The organism is Gemmiger formicilis, from assembly GCF_900167555.1.
In the GTDB taxonomy this organism is placed as follows: Bacteria; Bacillota; Clostridia; order Oscillospirales; family Ruminococcaceae; genus Gemmiger; species Gemmiger formicilis.
In genome coordinates this window covers 1-16050 of the sequence record NZ_FUYF01000012.1, presented here as the reverse complement: position 1 = coordinate 16050, position 16050 = coordinate 1, and the positions used below count along the sequence as shown (strand labels likewise).

Below are 16050 nucleotides of genomic sequence, written 5' to 3'. Positions count from 1 at the left end.
ACAGCCCTCCGGCGAGGAGCCTTCGGAGAACGCAATGCACCAACCTTTGGGTGGTGTATAATTGCGCCCTTAGTAAACTAAGGGGTTTCCGGCTTCTCCCGTTCCAACAGTTTTTTCAATAGTTCCTGCGTGTCCTGCCTGTGAAAAATGAGTTTCAACAACAGCATGACATCATCATCTGTCAGGCGTTCCGGCTCTTGCAGAAAACTTTCCAGCATACCGCCACGAGTACAGAGCCGGTGTGTCCGTTCTTTTCGGGTAAGCTGCTTCAACTGGTGCTGCAATGCCTTTTCATCATTGATGGCTTTCCGCAGTTTCTTTTCGCTTTTCTCCAGCTCCCGGTTGAGCTTTTCCAGCTTTGAGGTATCAGGCAAGGGCAGCGTCCTCCTTTCCCGGTATCAGAACATAAATCCTGTTTGGTTCTCCAACGCTCTGACGCACCCGCATGATAAGTCCTGCAGTTTCCAGTTCATTCAGAGAACGCTTGACCGTCATGGAGCTGCGGGACAGGACTGCGGCAATGGCTGTGACAGGGAAGCAGACAAACAGGATTCCGTTCTCGTCCTCCTGTCCTTTGGAGAGCATAGCGTCCAGCATCCGGCAGTACATGAGCTTTGCTGTGCTGCTGACTGGAAATCCTGTCAACGCTCTGGGAAATGGCATACAGGGCGGCAAGGGTGTGTCTATCGTCATAAATTCAAAATTCATTTTGTGTGTTCCTCCTTTTTCTTTGCTCGTTTGGATAAATAAAGAGGGCAGTCAACCACAACTGCCCGGAAGCTCTGCCTGCACCCATGCTGGCATTTCCGGCATAATTCGTTGTAAGTGACACGCCCCCGGTCATTGAGGTAAAAGGAAAGCTCATACTTCCTCTTTTTGCTCATTCTCGGCATATTGCGCTTCCTCCCGTTTTAGTGTATGGTTTCGGGGCGATTTTCGGTAAAATTACAGCCATAGAGCCGCTTAAAATCTCCCGAAGTATCAGCGATAGGGTAGACTGTCCCCCTATCAGATTGTTGTGTTTCGGTATCATTTCGGTGTCAGTTCGCCAGTTCTCCCCGGTGTCGTTCCTCCCCTGAATCTCACAGCGGCGTATCGCTCCCTTTGGTACGCTCGTTTTGGTCAGGGTTCCTCCATATCCCTGCCAAAATTCATGGCGCTACATCGCCGGGGAAGCATATCCCACACAGGCTGGTCATTCGATTGGAATAATCCATCGATGAACTACCTGTATCATAGAACATTTTTGTGCCCTGTGCCGTATGTCCACAAAGTAGGAATTAAGGGTAAAAATCAGAAATTTCCACGATTACGGAAAGTGTGATATAATCCAGATAAGCGGCAGCAATGAAACCGTTGGAAAGGAGCGTGTGCCCATGAAAGGAGCAACAAGCATACAGGAACGCCTTTGGGAACTCCGCAAGGACAAAGGCTTAAATCTGGAAGAACTATCAAAACTAACGGGTATTTCTAAATCAGCCCTTGGCAGTTATGAAAAAGAAGATTTTAAGGAAATCAATCATGGCAACCTTATCACGCTGGCAGACTTCTATGGGGTTTCCGTCGATTATCTGCTGTGCCGGACAGAGAACAGGGAGCAGATCAACACGCCACTGACGGAGCTGCATTTGAACGATGAAATGGTTGCACTTCTGAAAAGCGGTCGGATCAACAACCGTCTGCTCTGCGAACTTGCCACCCATAAGGACTTTATCAAGTTTCTTGCGGACATTGAGATTTATGTGGATGGGATTGCCACCATGCAGATTCAAAACCTCAACACCCTTGTCGATACTGTCCGACATGAAATCATAGAACGGTATCGCCCTGGCGAAGATGACCCACATTTGAAAGTGCTGCAAGCCGCCCATATCAGTGATGATGAATATTTCAGCCACATGGTTCTGGATGACCTAAACCTGATTATCCGGGATATTCGGGAAACCCATAAAAAGGATAGTGAGAGTGCGCCCCAGACCACTGTTGCCAATGAACTGAAAGAAAATCTGGAAGCGGTCGAAAATTTCAAGGGCAGCCGTTTGGAAAAACTGGCAGTGCTTTACTGCAAGCAGCTCGGTATCAACTATAAAAATCTGTCAGATGAAGAATTTCGCTGGCTTATTCGGATTCTCCAAAAATCAAAGAAAACGGGAACGCCTATCAACCAGAGGAAAAAACGGTAAAGGAAAACCGCTGTTGCATGGTTTGTTGGATTCCATGTAGCAGCGGTTTGTGCTGTGGTTATTACTTCATTCGTTTTCTTAATATTCGGCGATAATTTGTTTCTCCCTTTGGTGCGTCCTGTATAATTTCCAACACACCATCTTCAAGCATTTTATCAATGCGATTGGAAATCCATACATCACTAATTCCAAGTTGATATTTTCCTAAAACATTACCTATGACAATAGCCATTTTGAATTGCTCTGGCTGTTCCGCAATTTCACGAAGAATGAAACTATCATATATATCTTCTGAAACGCTTTGCAATTTACCATTTAACATTGCACGCAAAGGTGCATTTTCATTTTGAAGTTGATTCCATTTCATAGCACAAGCTGAAAGAAATACAGGATTAGCTTTCTCTTGTAGAGTTATATAGTTTCCCCATTCGCCAGGAGAGACCTCGCCCCATGCTATTTTGGATGTCATAGTATTTTCTTTTCCATATTCCCATGTAGGTAACTTAACCAAATAAATTGTTGTCTGGCAGTTTAAGGGTTGAAGTTGTTTCATAAGCCAATACATACCACAAAGCTCATCTGGATTATAGCTATACCAAATGCGAATTTCTTCCCCAGCTACATATCGTTCAATCACTGAGGTCAATGTAGTTTTAATTTTCTGTATTTTTTCTTCAACCTGATAATCTAAATCCTCTACAAAGCAGACAGACAGCATTTTCTTGAAAACATTTTTCCGCTGTTCGCCAATTCCATTATCAGAAATATCTCCCACACTAAGAGCCATATCAAAACAATAAACATCACAGCTCTTGCCTCCCAATGGAATAGCATTCTCCCAAGCAATGCGTTCTTGTTCCTGTGCTTGAAGCTGTGCTTTTTTCATTTCATCTGAAGATGGAACACTCCCGTCTTCATGCCTCATAAATATTGAAACAGCACTTCCTCTATACTTTCCCTTGCCGTAAGTTTGGGCAATTTTCAAACTTCCACAGGCACTTTCACCAAATACAATTTCAATCATCTTATATACCTCCGATTTAATTGCTCCCGTTATGAATAAATCATCTCATGCAAAACAATTTCTTCTGCCCGGTTATGAATGTTATTGCAACGCTGCACCCATTCCATTTGGTGGGTACGCTTCAATTCCTCGGTTACGCCCTCGGCAGTTTTCATCTGCTCCATGATGGTGTCTAACCGTTCCTGTGCCTGTTCGTTCAGGTCTGCAAGATATGTCCACAATTCCCCGGTCAGTATCAATGTATTCAATCTGGCTGGGTGGACTTCCCTTAAATATTCCCGGTGCATCCGTCCGTACTTTCCGATAGGGCGGTGTTCCTCCGGCAGTTTCAAGTCCGGGATGTAATAATCTCCGACAAGGATATAATCAATTCCGTTTTCCGTTATTCTTGGTTTCAATTCGCTCATGTTCCTTACCTCCTGTGGAAGCAGGCTCGTCTGGTACTAACTCAATCACATCGGTAATCTCACAATTCAGCGTTTCGCAGATACGGGCTAATGTATCCATGCTGATGTGCTTTCCCTCTTTGCTCATGTTGGCAATCATATTTGTTGTCATACCAGCGGCAAGCCTTAAATCCTCTTTTCTCATATCACGCTCTAACAGTGTGTGCCAGAGTGGCTTATAGCTGATGTGCATATTGTTTTCCTGCCTTTCTATCTATACCACCGGGGCGGCTGCCCCGGCAGGAACTTTTCTCTTATTATAGCACCAATCTTGTGAAATCACAATTTATTCTTGTAGCCTGCCGCTGATACCGTCTGGATTGTGCTTTTCCTTTCGTTTTTTGTTCCAACTAATTAGCCATGAACTGCTTCACGCCCTGGCTCTTTGCTAATGTGCGATAAAGAAGTAATAGAAGTGTAAAAAATTTTGCCGTTCCTATCCGGCACTTAGGGCTGTGTCGGATAGGTCAGGCGTTAGGCTTCCGGCAAGTCTATCTTGCCGACAAAGCTGTAATAAATCTCAATGTCCTGCCTGCGGGTGCCGTTCTCGTCATAGCTGCACTCATGCACGACGATTTTCTCAATCATTTCCCGCAAGAGGGTGGGGGTCAATTCTTCAAAAGCAAGGTGCTTTCTCACAATCCCCATGAATTTCTCGGCGTTGACGGTGGCGGCCTGCGACTTGGAAAGTTCCTCCTGCAAAGCGGCAGCCCGGTCTTTCAGTTCCCGCTGCTCCTGCTCATAGTCCGCCGACAGCTCCATGAAACGCTCGTCGCTGATTTTGCCGCTTACATTGTCCTCATACAGCCGCTTGATAATGCGGTTCACTTCGGCAATGCGTGTCTGGGCCTGTTCAAGCTGCTTCGTGGCTGCGGCGGTCTTTCTCTTGCCGCCGATTTCGTTCTGCTGGATGAGCAGCTTTACAAAGCGGCTCTCATGCCTGGCGGCGTATTCCGTCACTTGCCGGAGATTGGAAAGCACGCCCGCCGTCAAAAGGTCGGTGCGGATAAAGTGTGCCGTACAGTCACGGGTACGCTTCTTGTAGCTGCCGCAGATATAACAGTCCTGCTTGCGGTTCTTGTTCTGATACCGCTGCTGATACAGCACATGGCCGCAGTCGGCGCAGAACAGCATACCAGAGAACAGCCCCACTTCATCATAGCGGTTCGGGCGTTTTCGCTGCTTGCGTAACTCCTGCACACGCTCCCATGTTTCCGTGTCGATAATCGGCTCATGGTGATTTGGGAAGATAGCCTGCTTCTCGATGGGGTTCTCAACGCTGTGCTTGACCTTGTAAGAGGGCTTCTCCGTCTTGAAGTTTACCAGACAGCCAGTGTACTCCCGGTTTTCCAGCAGATGGACGACGGTGTTTGTCGCCCACTTGCACTCATAGCCGGGGTGGTAGCGTCGGGTGCTGCCCGTCCTGCGGTATTCCAGCGTCCCCGGCGTGGGGATTTGCTGCTCCGTCAGCATACGGGCAATCTTGGTCGGGCCATTTCCCGCAAGGCAAAGCTGGTAAATCTGCCGGACAACCGGGGCGGCTTCCTCGTCAACGATATAGTTCTCGTCCTTGTCCATGAGATAGCCATAGACTGGCTTGCTGGTTACAGGCTTGCCGCTCATGCCTTTTGCTTTCTTTACTGCCTTGATTTTCTTGCTCGTATCTCTCACCAGCCATTCGTTAAATAAGTTCCGCAGAGGGGTAAAATCATTGTCCATGCCGCCGTTTGCGCTGTCCACGTTGTCATTGACAGCGATAAAACGCACGCCCTTTTGAGGGAACAGCATTTCCGTGTAAAATCCCACCTGCAAGTAATTACGCCCCAGCCTGCTCATGTCCTTGACTATGACGGTGCCGACTTTCCCGGCTTCAATGTCTGCAAGCATGGCTTGAAATCCGGGCCGCTGGAAGTTCGCACCTGAGTAGCCGTCGTCGGTGTACCAGCGCAGATTGGTAAAGCCGTTCTGCTTGGCGTAGGCTTCCAAAATCCGTTTCTGGTTGGAAATGGAATTGCTCTCGCCTTGCAATTCGTCCTCATGGGACAATCTCGGATAAAGGGCGGTAATGAGGTTTTGGGTGGCTTGTCTTAACATAAAATCCTCCGTTTCCGACAGCCAGCCCCACTATTCCGTGGTTTCATTGTACCACGGAACAGGGGCGGCTGTACAGCGGTAAAAGTGATAAATCTGCTTCTTTACAGCTTGTCAAATCGCCTTTTTTTGTGTAGCAGCGGCTTCCGCTTCCAGTACCCTCGCCATCTTGTCGGCGGCGGTGCTGGTGGTGTCTTTCTTGAAAAAGCCGGACACGACAAGAACGGTATTCCCCATGCGGATTTCCGTCACGCAGTCGGGGCGGCGGGTGGTACGGTGGTCGTGCTGCTTGATATTCTCCATAGGCAATACTCCTTTCATTCAGCCAGCAGTTTCTTCATGGTTTCCATTTTCCGCTTTGCGGTTTCCTGCCGGAAGTTGACGCCAGTAAAGCGTATCGGGACGCACATGGACAGCAGTCGGTCATAAATCCGGGAATGGGCCGTGTCTGTCGGCTTTTTCAACTCGTCCAGCGGGCGGTTGGTGGTGGCGATCAGCGGCTTGTTGCTGCGGTATCGGGTATCAATCACATGGAATACCTGTTCCAGTCCATAGTCGGTGCCACGCTCCATGCCGAAGTCGTCAATGATAAGCAGCGGATAGCGGCAAAGGCGGGAAATATACTCATTCCGGCCTGTAAAGCCGGGAGAGAGGTCGCCCAGGATAACGGCGAAGTTCGTCATATATACGGGGACTTCTTTCTCCATGAGGGCGTTTGCGATACAGCCCGCAAGGTAGCTTTTCCCGTTGCCGACGTTCCCCCAGAACAGGCAGCCGATGTTTTCGGCCTGCATTTCTTCCCAATGCTCCGCATACCGCCGGGCAATCCCGGTCTGCGGGTTTCTGCCGTTGTCGTTCTCGAATGTCCATTGCTGCATGGCTGAGTCGGCAAAAGCCCTCTGTTTCAGATTTTCCACGGCTTCCACATGGCGGCGGTGTTCCTCGGCGGCCTGCCGCTGCTCACGGGCGGCTCTCTGGCAGTCGCACTCTGCCGGGTGGCGGTCACGGCCAAACAGCTCCTTACCCTCCGGGAAGTAGGCTTCTTTCGGCGTATGGCACTTTCCGCAGTAAAGCAGTCCGTCCTCGCCGATATAGTCCTCCATCTCCGGGGCGGCGGTTGTCATGTTCTCCAAAATATCTTTGATTTCACTTGTCATAAGCTTTCTCCCTCCATACAGGTATAGTCGGGGATGCCCTGTTTTACGGCTCCCTTTTTGTCATTGGCCGCCCATCTGTGCAAGGCGGCGGCATAATTCTGGTAGGCTTTCCCGCTGGCGGCAAGGTAATGGCTCATTTCCTCAATCAGCCGTTCCAGCCTGTCCGGGTATTCTGCCTGTAACTCGTCATATTCGTCCTTTGACAGAAAAATATTCTCATATCGGCCATAAGCTGTGGGCGGCTCCCCACTCGCTCTCATTGTTTGGTTCTCTATTAAGTTGTTTATATTAGTTTTGTTAGGGGTCGGTTTTCCGACCATCATAGGGTCGGTTTTCCGACCGTCATAAGGTCGCTTTTCCGACTGTATGAGGGTCGCTTTTCCGGCCATCAGTTGGTCGGAAAACCGTACCACTGGGACAGGCGGCACTTTCACATAAAGCCGATTGGGTGCGGAGAAGCCCCGCCGTTCCCGTTCTAAAAGCCCGGCTGCGTCCAGTTCTTTCAAGGCTCCCTTGATGGCGGTACAACCCTTGTCCAGCATTTCCGCTATCTCCGCAACGGGGTAGACAATGAATATCCTGCCCTCGCCGTCCTGCCAGCCGTTCTTCTGTGACAGGGTGGAGCGGTCTAATAAAAGCGCATACAGCAGCTTGGCGGTCTGTGAAATCTCCATTTTCAGCAGGAAACGGGGGTATGGAAGATAGGCGGGCAGCGTGGTGTCTGCCCTGATATAATCAGCGATAGTATCACCTCCCTCTGTGTTGTGTCGTTTTTGGGCTTTGTCACGCATTAGGACGGCATTTCCGGGGGGAAAGGATAAATGTATCGCATACCCTTTGACACCCACGAAAAAAGCCTTGATTTATGCGGGTTTGAAAGGCTCTAAAGCGTGACATTTCTGCCTTTGTTTCCGCTTTCTCTCGGCGGCTTTGCGTTTCTTCATGCACCCGGCGCAGCCGGGGCAGTATTTCCCCCGGTTGGATTTGGGGACAAAGGCCGCCCCGCAGACCGCGCAGCGTTTCCGGCTCCCCCGGTACAAGAGGGCTGCGGCCAGCTCCCCGTCAAGGGGCAGGACAGCCACACGGAACCAGCGGCACATGAGGGAATAGGAAATGCTCTGGACGCACACGCAAGGCTCCCCGTCGTCTAACAGCAGGCAGTTCCCCTCGTCGTAGTTACAGCACTCATGCACAAGGCGGCGGGCTGCCTGGTGCTGGCGGTAGTCCATGCGGGACGGCTTATCGTTCATGGCTCTGCTCCTTTCTGCGGTGCGGCTCTTCCCGGCGCAAAATCTGGTCGATGTTCCGCTTGACGGTCTGCAACTCCCTGAACCGCTGCTTCTGTTCGTGATAGGTGTTGTACAGGCCGTCTTTCTCGGAGATAAGCTGCTCGATCTCGGCCTGCAACGCTTTTCGGCCGGGCAGCTTGGTAAGCCCCTGTGCCTTGAAATACCGGGCGGCGGCTTCGGCTATGATAAAATCGCTCTCGTTTGCCTGGCGGTATGCGGCGCGGGCTTTCTCGGATTTCTGCGCTTTCAGCCCCTCGCGGATGGGCTTGGTCTTGGCATAGGCAAGTACCTGTTGCCGCAACTCCCTTTTCCCTTGCAGCTTCGTTTCCAGTGCTTTCAGTTCGCCGCTGGTCTGGCGCATTTCCTGATAGGCGGTAGCAACGGCGGCTTCAAGCTGTTCCGGGGAAGAAAAGCCGTACTGTTGGTAGATGGTCAGGGTCTTGGCGGCCTGTTTCAGATTGTGTATCTTCGCCCATCGTTCATAGCCTTTGCCCTTGCCCTCGGCCATCTTCTGCTCAATGTCCACAAGCCGCTGCACACTGTCCTGTCTGGGGTCGATTTTCCCTGTCTTTTCGCCCTGTAAGCGGCCTTTCCCGGCGTGTAGGTATTCGGGTATGGCTGCGGTCTGTTCGGCGGCTCTGGCGGCTTGGTGCTGCGGGGTGTAGCGAACCGTTACGCCCCTCTGGGCGTTCTGCTCCAAAACGGCAAGGACGGCGGTGCGGTCAAAGTCGCCGCCCAGCTTCCGGGCGGTGATAGGCTTCGTCCTGTCTGGCGTGAGGTAGGACAGCCGCCCCCGGCTCTCCTTGACGGTCACACCCTCCCGCAACAGCAGAGAGGAAAACTCGTCAAAGCTGGCAGCGGTGGCAAGGGCTTTCCGTAGGGTCTGCCGCAGCTTCTCCTTGTTCGTTTCAAACTTGGTCTGCCGGGGCGTGATACCGCCTGCAATCATGGGGGCGTTCTGCTTGTCCAGTGCGGCCTGTCCCTTTTTCTGCGCCCAATATTCCCGGTCTGTGACACGGTTCTTGCTGCCGTTCAAGAGGTCGATTTGGTAAAGTCCTTCCCGGTGGCACATCTCCATGACCTCGGACTTGAAGTAGCGTAGGGCTGCGTCGGTGCAGCGGTGCTTGCACCCGGCTTTCGTGTCCGCTGGCCTGTCCATGTAGGGCAGGAACGGCACTTCCTCTATCCGCAGGCTGTTAATGACGATATGCACATGGATGTTGCCGCTGTGGTTATGCCCGTCCGGGTGGGTGCAGACAAGGGCCTGATGGCCGGGGAAATGCTCTTTACAGAATTGCTCCCCCAACGCCTGCGCCCGGTCTACGGTCAGGCCGTTGTCCGGCCCGTCCCGTGGGTCAAAGCTGATGATATAGTGGTGGCTTTTCACATCCTCCCGCCGCTGATTTTTCTCATAGCGGAGATTGGAGCGCATACACGCAACGGCAAAATCCTCGCCGCCGCAGTTCAGCGTGGACAAGCGATAATCCTCACGGGGGATAAGCCTGCCGTTTTCATCAAGGACGGGCTTCATAGTAAATTCGTCATGCTCAAAGAGCAGGTATTGTTCGGCGGCTCCGTAGTCGGCGTTCTTAGAGCCTAAATGCTTGAGTGTTGCCAACGGCGTCACCTACTTTCTTTAGGACTTCATACTTGAGGGCGGCAAGGTCGGCGGCCGCTTCCCGCAATTCCTTTGCCATAGCCGGGTAGGGGCTATGCCACTCGTTGAGGGTGCGGGCAATCTGGTTGAGATTGCCGCCAATCCTGCCGTACTCGGCTGTGAGCTTCCCGACAGCGGAGAGCAGCTCGTCATTGACTGACGACACATGGAGTACGGGGCGTATGGTAGTGCGCCGGATGGCCTGCCGGAGAAATTCGGACTGACTGATACCATAGGGCGCAAGCCGTTCTGTGAAGTCGGCGTATTCTTCATCGGTCAGCCGGGTTTTCACAACATGGCTGCGGTGGGGGGTGTTGTATCGCTTCGGCATGGGCTGTAAACCTCCTTTCACTTATCACAAAAAATGGGCTGGTCTGTTAGCTATTTTCGGGGCATTTCCTGTCTGCCGGACAGAAATATTTTTGCGGCGTAAGCCGCATAGCAGGGTTTGGGGAAGGCACTCCCCAACAAGTTTCCCGCGAGGGGCAAAACCGCAGAATTGCGGATTTTGGCACCGTGGTAGAAACTTGCTCTAAGTAAGCCGTAGATTTCCCCTTGCACTTACTACTCGTATAGCTGCCGCCTGTTTTGGCCGGATTTCTGCAAAAATCTTACGGCGTGGGGCGATTTTTACCCGCAGTTCTTTCTTTCCGCTAAAGATACATTTCAAAGGCCGCCAGCTACCCGCTTGCCGGGAATTTTCTCAAATTTTCCTTTGCCTTAGAAATACAGAAAATGCAGATTTGGCTACCGCCGCAGAAAATTTTTTGTTTCCGGCTTCACCTACCTACTACGGATGACTTTGCGATTTTGCCAAACGGATAAAGAAAAAAGCAGCAAATCTTTTTCAGACTTACTGCTTTCGCTGGCCGCCGATGGGCGGTGGATATTCAGTTTTGAAAGTTCAGGTCAGGTTGGCCCGATGATGGATAGCACAATAAATTCCTGTTTTCCCTTTAAGGCATTGTGCATTTTTTCTATTTCTCTTGATGATTATTTTTTTCATAATCAATCAATGTACCTATAACAATTCCAATCAACATTCCGATACCTGCACAAATAGAAATAGCAAAAAGATTTTGCAAAAACGCCCATGCCAACACACCTATGCAACCACCGACAATAAATCCTGTTAATAAGCCAATAGTTAAGTATTTATTACTTTTCATATTGCTATATCTCCCCTAAAAGTATATTTGTCGTTGGTTCTATTATACTATGACCTGCTTCCTTTAGGAATAGATGAATTGTAAACTGGCTGGAGTGAAACCGCTAATGACAGCCAGTGTTTGTTCTTTGTTTATCGGTCAAAGCGAAATTTGAACAGGGCGGCAATGAGCTGTTGCTTTATATGTTCCTCAACTTCGGCGTTGACTTTCCCGTGTACTTTGGAACAGTAGCGGATATATCCGGCATAGTGGGAAAGAATGGTGTCGATTGCGTCCGGGTCGCCCTCATGGGCTTTGACGATTGTTTCATAGGGGAGAAGTTTACTCATAGTCATTTCCCTCCATGAGCCGCCTTAACCGCTGCAAGGCAAGCCGGATATGCCGCCCCGCTGTGCTGCGTGTCCGGCCAATATGTACGCCGATCACTCGCTGCGGCTGGCGCAGGAAATAGTAACGAAAAATTTCTTCCTGCGTCTGCTCCGGCAAAAGGGCAAGGGCGGCGGCAAGCTCCGCATGATACAGAACGGCGGTCTGGCCGCAGGCGGTAAAAAGATATTCTTCAAGCTACTCCGGCTCGGCAAGCTGGACAAACTTTTCACTCATCAGATAATCAAGGGAAACTTCCCGTTCCCACCTCCGGCGCAGCTTCAAGATTTTATCTATGGCTGCGTGACGAATGACTACCTTGCAAAAGGCATTGAATGTGTACTGGATATGCACCTTGTAGGCTTCATCTTCGGTCATGGAAATTCCCCCTCTCTGAATAATAGTGCGGGGCGGCAGTACTCCTTGCTGTCGCCCCTTGATTGCCTACCAGCAAAGACGGGCGGGGCTGTCAACGACGGCGCGAAGCGGCGTTCATTTTATCGTTGACTGGCTCGGCTGGGTTTGCTATTTACCCGACAAACTTGAATTTATTTTAAGCTATCACGTTTTACCTTCTTAAGCCTTACTATCATTACCATAGGAATTTCTTTGTTGGTTTTGAAACATTCTTCATAAAATCCATCAATGACAAATCCAGCTCTAAAACAAAGGTTAAAAATATCTTGTATGGAACGATGATAATAAATCTGCTCTTTCGGTTGCCCTTCAATCGCTATATCATAGTAACTGTGCGGTGTCATATATTTTTCAGTCAACGTGACAAAACAAGGGTGTTGCGTTGCAAAGACAAAAATTCCGCTTTCCTGCAACAGTTCATAAACAGCCATAAGAAGTGGTTCAATGTCCGTAATATCCATAATTGCCATATTAGAAACTGCTTTCGTAAAGGCTCGATTTCTTTTTAATTCTAATATACTTTTTCTATCGGTCGCATCCGCCACACAAAATTCAATTTGTTTTGCATATTGTGATTGCCGTCTTTTAGCCAATTCTATCATTTTTTTGCTGTAATCAAAAGCGACAACCGAAGCACCTCTTTGTGCAAGATACGAAGAATAATTTCCATTGCCACACGCAATATCCAAAATGTAATCCGCAGGATTAGGAGATAGAAGTTCCGTTACTTTGGGGCGCACTACCTCTCTGTGAAATTCATTAGATTCGTCACCCATTGCATTATCCCAAAATTGTGCGTTCTCCTCCCAGATTTTTTTACTTTCCTCTGTTCCCATGTTCTCTCCCACTCCCAAAATTTGCTTTTTTGCTTCCATTAAATCTTCCTTACTATATTCCATTGTTACCCTCCATAACTTCTGATTGTTGTCGTCTTGACTATTATGTATCTTTTCTTTCCAAAATGGTATAGGCTTTTATTTTTGTAATGCTGCAAAACTTTTCTTCTGTAAGGTATTCAAAGGATATTTCCCTTTGCCGCCGCTTGCATTAAGCCGCCGCTATTGGAAAGCCAAAAGCAGCGGCTTTTTTTACTCGGTATTACCGAAAAGTATAGAAAGCAGGATATGTCATCATTTGTCATTTCTTCTCAATGTAATAACTGCATGGCATATCAAGCCAAATACAAGAGAAAAACAGCCACCGCCAAATAGTGATGCTCCCCACCCTGCACCTGACATTGTCATAAAACCGCCAACAAAGAAAATACCAATGCCAAGAAATATACCAACACCATAAAAAAGTCCAATTGCCATATCGTACTTATTAAATTGTCGTTTCTCCTTTTTTTCATATGTTTCCATCTTTGTTATTACCTCCTTCGCAAAATCGTCCATGTTGACTCCAAAAAGAAAGCAAATTTTTTTCAACATATTTAAATCGGGTTCATTAACATCTCTCTCCCAATTCGATAGTGCCTGCCGGGTAACATTCAATTCCCCGGCTAGTTCTTCCTGTGTCATTCCCAATTGTGTTCGCAGATGACGTATTTGCTTTCCTGTTGTAATATTCGTCTGTTCCTGGTTCAAAATAGTTTCTCCTCTCTGATACTGATTTTATCAATGATATTTCGCAATAGCCAGCAATGAACGCTTGCATTGCGCAAGACGTTACATTATCTTCTGAAACATATAGCGCACCTTGTCCAGGCGGCTGTTTGGACGGCGGGGCTGGATGACTGGCTTGCCGACAGCGGCCTGATACCCTTTCAGTTCTGTAAGGCATACGCTCTGCCCGTTGGTGTAAAAGGCCAGATCAGTACGGTATGCCTGTATACAGCGGGCGGGAATCTCGCCAGTAAAGACAACTTCATCCTTTTTTACCTGGACCGTTTCGATGGTGGCACAGTATTTCGGTGCATCATGATAAGCCCTGGAAAGATATTCCCGGGGCGCATAGAGGGTGAAGGAGAGATAAGGTTCCAGCAGTTGCGTCCCTGATTCCTTCAATGCCTGTTCCAATACAATCGGGGCCAATGAGCGGAAGTCCGCCGGCGTGCTGACCGGACTGTAATAAAGCCCGTATTCAAAGCAAATCTTACAGTCCGTTACGTTCCAGCCGAACAAGCCCTGCTCCAGCCCGTAACGGATACCATCCCTGACAGCGTTTTGAAAACTCTGGTTCAAGTATCCCAGCGAAACCCGGCTCTCGTATTGTACACCGGAGCCAAGCGGGAGTGGTGTAACAGACAGTCCGATGGATGCCCAAAACGGGTTGGGCGGCACCTCGATATGGATGGTGTGGCTGGCTGCTTTGAGCGGCCGCTCCATATAAATGACGGTGGGTTCCTTTACCACTGTTTCAAGCTTGTATTTTTCCGACAGCAAAGCGGAAACAACCTCCAACTGCACCCGGCCCAAAAAAGAAAGAATGATCTCATGGGTGATGGAATCCACCTCGCAGCGCAAAAGCGGGTCAGTATCCGCAAGTTGCGTAAGAGCGTCCAGCAGCCGTTCTCTTTGCGCTGCCGTTTTCGGCGCAATCGACGTCCGCAGCATGGGGAGGGGGTCCTCACGCCACCTTTTACGAGGGAGCCGGGTTGGGTCCCCTAATACATCGTTTAACCTCACGCTGTCGCTGGGAAGGATAACAATTTCACCCGGATAAGCGGTGTCTGTCCGAACAATTTCCCCTTTGGATGGAATACGCATCTCTGTGATTTTCAGCTTTTCTCTCCCGGCCAGGGCCACCGTATCCCGCAGGCGCAGCGTTCCGCTGTATAGCCGTAGATAGACACGCCGCTGGCCGCAATCTGTATACTCCACCTTGAAAACGCTGCCGCATAGGGCGGCGCTCCCCTGTTCCCCAATCGGTTGGAACAGCCCTGTCACCGCATCCATCAACGGTTGAATGCCAAGGCCCTTTTTGGCGCTGCCATAATAGACCGGGAACAGGGAGGCGTCTTGAACCCGCCGCTGTTCCTCCCGCACAAGTTTTTCCCGGCTGATTGGTTCTCCTGCGATATACTTTTCCAATAATTTATCGTTATTTTCGATGACCGCATCCCATGCTTCTATGTCGGTATTTTCCTCCAGGACTATTTCCGGGGACAGCGACACCGTCTGCTTGATGATAATATCGGCGGAGAGCTTATCCCGAACAGACTGAACCACGCTCTGCAAATCAACGCCAGCCTGGTCGATCTTGTTGATAAAGATAACGGTGGGAATGTTCATTTTCCGCAGGGCATGGAACAGAATACGGGTCTGGGCCTGCACGCCATCTTTAGCGGAGATCACCAAGATGGCCCCATCTAAAACAGCCAAAGAGCGGTACACCTCCGCCAAAAAATCCATGTGGCCGGGCGTATCCACAATGTTGACTTTACATCTGTGCCACTGGAAGGAAGTGACTGCCGCTTGAATGGTAATCCCACGCTGCCGCTCCAAAAACATGGTGTCCGTCCTCGTTGTCCCTTTTTCGACGCTCCCCGGTTCTGAAATGGCTCCGCTGGCATATAGCAGGCTCTCCGTCAAGGTCGTCTTTCCAGCGTCTACATGGGCAAGAATTCCAATATTGATTATTTTCATGTGATTGTCCTCCCTTTACTGCCCCGAAGGGCATAAAAATCCCCAGCAGTAAAATACTTTTACCACTGGGGATGATAATTTGCGGACATACACATATACAGCATACACCTGTTTGTGAGTGCTGTTTTTGGGGATATGTCAAAATTGATAAGGCAAAAGTATTCTTAAATTGGGTACAAAAAACTAAGCCCCTACAAAAGGGACTATCATAATCCTTTGTTCCCACTATTTGATTATAGTTTTATTTAAGAATACCTTGCCGCATATTTTTTACTCCTTTTCTGGAATTGAATTATTATATCACATCAGTTTTAGGAAAACAAGTATCTAAAAGAAATTTTTCTTCCCCTTATATGTAACAATCATACCGGCTTCCTAACGTTCAGAATGGTTTCTACTGTCTGCTGCGGTGTTTGGTTGGAATTGTCCAGCCAAAAGCCGATCCGTGGTGTTGTCTGCATTTTACTAAATACAAATTCAATGTATACAGAAAGAAATATATAAGGAGTGGGAGGGATTCCGCCGTAGTCGGCATTGTAGGAAAATCCAAAAGTTTAGATTTTCTCAAAATGCTTATCTTTTGGTCTTTGGTTCGGAATAGTGTAGTGCTGGCGGTCTATCTATTGTTTTCGGTTGCTTGCTTCTTTACCGTACATGAGCATTG

Annotated in this window: 20 protein-coding genes; 2 read left to right on the top strand and 18 right to left on the bottom strand. The window is 49.2% G+C overall.

The window, feature by feature from the left end; translation table 11 throughout:
* Positions 1–77 precede the first annotated feature (77 nt).
* Genes B5D32_RS10120 through B5D32_RS10110 form a run of 3 tightly spaced genes read right to left on the bottom strand, consistent with a single transcriptional unit; the run spans position 78 to position 893 of the window.
* Complete coding sequence (locus tag B5D32_RS10120) at positions 78–374, bottom strand: DUF3847 domain-containing protein (RefSeq protein ID WP_002594808.1); 297 nt, start codon at positions 372–374, stop codon at positions 78–80.
* Positions 367–708 (bottom strand): replication initiator protein A, encoded by a 342-nt coding sequence (locus tag B5D32_RS10115; RefSeq protein WP_078784918.1) that lies wholly within the window; start codon positions 706–708, stop codon positions 367–369. The genes B5D32_RS10120 and B5D32_RS10115 overlap by 8 nt, the downstream gene beginning before the upstream one ends.
* A complete protein-coding gene (locus B5D32_RS10110; protein ID WP_078784917.1) occupies positions 705–893 on the bottom strand; it encodes a hypothetical protein in 189 nt (62 codons plus the stop codon). The genes B5D32_RS10115 and B5D32_RS10110 overlap by 4 nt, the downstream gene beginning before the upstream one ends.
* Positions 894–1376: 483 nt before the next feature.
* Here B5D32_RS10110 and B5D32_RS10100 point away from each other — a divergent pair, with 483 nt between their 5' ends.
* A complete protein-coding gene (locus B5D32_RS10100; protein WP_005924756.1) occupies positions 1377–2183 on the top strand; it encodes a helix-turn-helix domain-containing protein in 807 nt (268 codons plus the stop codon).
* Positions 2184–2244: 61 nt separating this feature from the next.
* On the opposite strand, the gene B5D32_RS10095 is transcribed toward B5D32_RS10100, so the two are convergent.
* The 12 genes from B5D32_RS10095 to B5D32_RS10040 all read right to left on the bottom strand — a co-directional run bounded on the left by B5D32_RS10095 (position 2245) and on the right by B5D32_RS10040 (position 11345).
* Complete coding sequence (locus B5D32_RS10095) at positions 2245–3207, bottom strand: DUF3658 domain-containing protein (RefSeq protein ID WP_005927687.1); 963 nt, start codon at positions 3205–3207, stop codon at positions 2245–2247.
* A 29-nt stretch (positions 3208–3236) separates the two neighbouring features.
* Complete coding sequence (locus B5D32_RS10090; RefSeq protein ID WP_005927690.1) at positions 3237–3614, bottom strand: TnpV protein; 378 nt, start codon at positions 3612–3614, stop codon at positions 3237–3239.
* The gene (locus B5D32_RS10085) at positions 3574–3846 is read right to left on the bottom strand and encodes a helix-turn-helix domain-containing protein (protein ID WP_002593556.1); all 273 of its coding nucleotides are present in this window, start codon (positions 3844–3846) and stop codon (positions 3574–3576) included. Before B5D32_RS10085 ends, B5D32_RS10090 begins: the two co-directional genes overlap by 41 nt.
* 281 nt (positions 3847–4127) lie before the next feature.
* Entirely contained in the window at positions 4128–5747 is a 1620-nt protein-coding gene (locus B5D32_RS10080; protein ID WP_000945966.1) for a recombinase family protein, read from the bottom strand.
* 111 nt (positions 5748–5858) lie between these two features.
* On the bottom strand, positions 5859–6047 hold the full coding sequence (locus tag B5D32_RS10075) for a transposon-encoded TnpW family protein (RefSeq protein ID WP_000427739.1): 189 nt from the start codon (positions 6045–6047) through the stop codon (positions 5859–5861).
* Positions 6048–6061: 14 nt separating this feature from the next.
* Positions 6062–6901 carry an ATP-binding protein gene (locus B5D32_RS10070; protein WP_000200031.1) on the bottom strand — a complete coding sequence of 280 codons (840 nt, stop codon included), beginning with the start codon at positions 6899–6901 and terminating at the stop codon, positions 6062–6064.
* Positions 6898–7692, bottom strand: a complete 795-nt coding sequence (locus B5D32_RS10065; protein WP_001205019.1) for a replication initiator protein A — start codon at positions 7690–7692, stop codon at positions 6898–6900. The genes B5D32_RS10070 and B5D32_RS10065 overlap by 4 nt, the downstream gene beginning before the upstream one ends.
* A gap of 72 nt (positions 7693–7764) precedes the next feature.
* Positions 7765–8151 (bottom strand): cysteine-rich VLP domain-containing protein, encoded by a 387-nt coding sequence (locus B5D32_RS10060; RefSeq protein ID WP_000998386.1) that lies wholly within the window; start codon positions 8149–8151, stop codon positions 7765–7767.
* Entirely contained in the window at positions 8141–9808 is a 1668-nt protein-coding gene (locus tag B5D32_RS10055) for a relaxase/mobilization nuclease domain-containing protein (protein ID WP_009249723.1), read from the bottom strand. The genes B5D32_RS10060 and B5D32_RS10055 overlap by 11 nt, the downstream gene beginning before the upstream one ends.
* Positions 9780–10178, bottom strand: coding sequence for a plasmid mobilization protein (locus B5D32_RS10050; protein WP_001126628.1), 399 nt, complete (start codon positions 10176–10178; stop codon positions 9780–9782). The genes B5D32_RS10055 and B5D32_RS10050 overlap by 29 nt, the downstream gene beginning before the upstream one ends.
* A gap of 646 nt (positions 10179–10824) precedes the next feature.
* The gene (locus B5D32_RS15575; protein ID WP_000841357.1) at positions 10825–11016 is read right to left on the bottom strand and encodes a hypothetical protein; all 192 of its coding nucleotides are present in this window, start codon (positions 11014–11016) and stop codon (positions 10825–10827) included.
* A gap of 131 nt (positions 11017–11147) precedes the next feature.
* Positions 11148–11345: a helix-turn-helix domain-containing protein gene (locus B5D32_RS10040; RefSeq protein ID WP_001909500.1), complete on the bottom strand. Its 198-nt coding sequence runs from the start codon at positions 11343–11345 to the stop codon at positions 11148–11150.
* 82 nt (positions 11346–11427) lie between these two features.
* Here B5D32_RS10040 and B5D32_RS15805 point away from each other — a divergent pair, with 82 nt between their 5' ends.
* Positions 11428–11889 (top strand): hypothetical protein, encoded by a 462-nt coding sequence (locus B5D32_RS15805; protein ID WP_021659603.1) that lies wholly within the window; start codon positions 11428–11430, stop codon positions 11887–11889.
* A 41-nt stretch (positions 11890–11930) separates the two neighbouring features.
* Here B5D32_RS15805 and B5D32_RS10030 read toward each other — a convergent pair whose 3' ends face one another.
* The 3 genes from B5D32_RS10030 to tet(W) all read right to left on the bottom strand — a co-directional run bounded on the left by B5D32_RS10030 (position 11931) and on the right by tet(W) (position 15386).
* Complete coding sequence (locus B5D32_RS10030; RefSeq protein ID WP_000456787.1) at positions 11931–12698, bottom strand: class I SAM-dependent methyltransferase; 768 nt, start codon at positions 12696–12698, stop codon at positions 11931–11933.
* A 231-nt stretch (positions 12699–12929) separates the two neighbouring features.
* A complete protein-coding gene (locus tag B5D32_RS10025; RefSeq protein WP_001071126.1) occupies positions 12930–13385 on the bottom strand; it encodes an XRE family transcriptional regulator in 456 nt (151 codons plus the stop codon).
* A gap of 81 nt (positions 13386–13466) precedes the next feature.
* On the bottom strand, positions 13467–15386 hold the full coding sequence (gene tet(W), locus B5D32_RS10020; protein ID WP_000691721.1) for a tetracycline resistance ribosomal protection protein Tet(W): 1920 nt from the start codon (positions 15384–15386) through the stop codon (positions 13467–13469).
* Between the last annotated feature and the right edge of the window lie 664 nt (positions 15387–16050).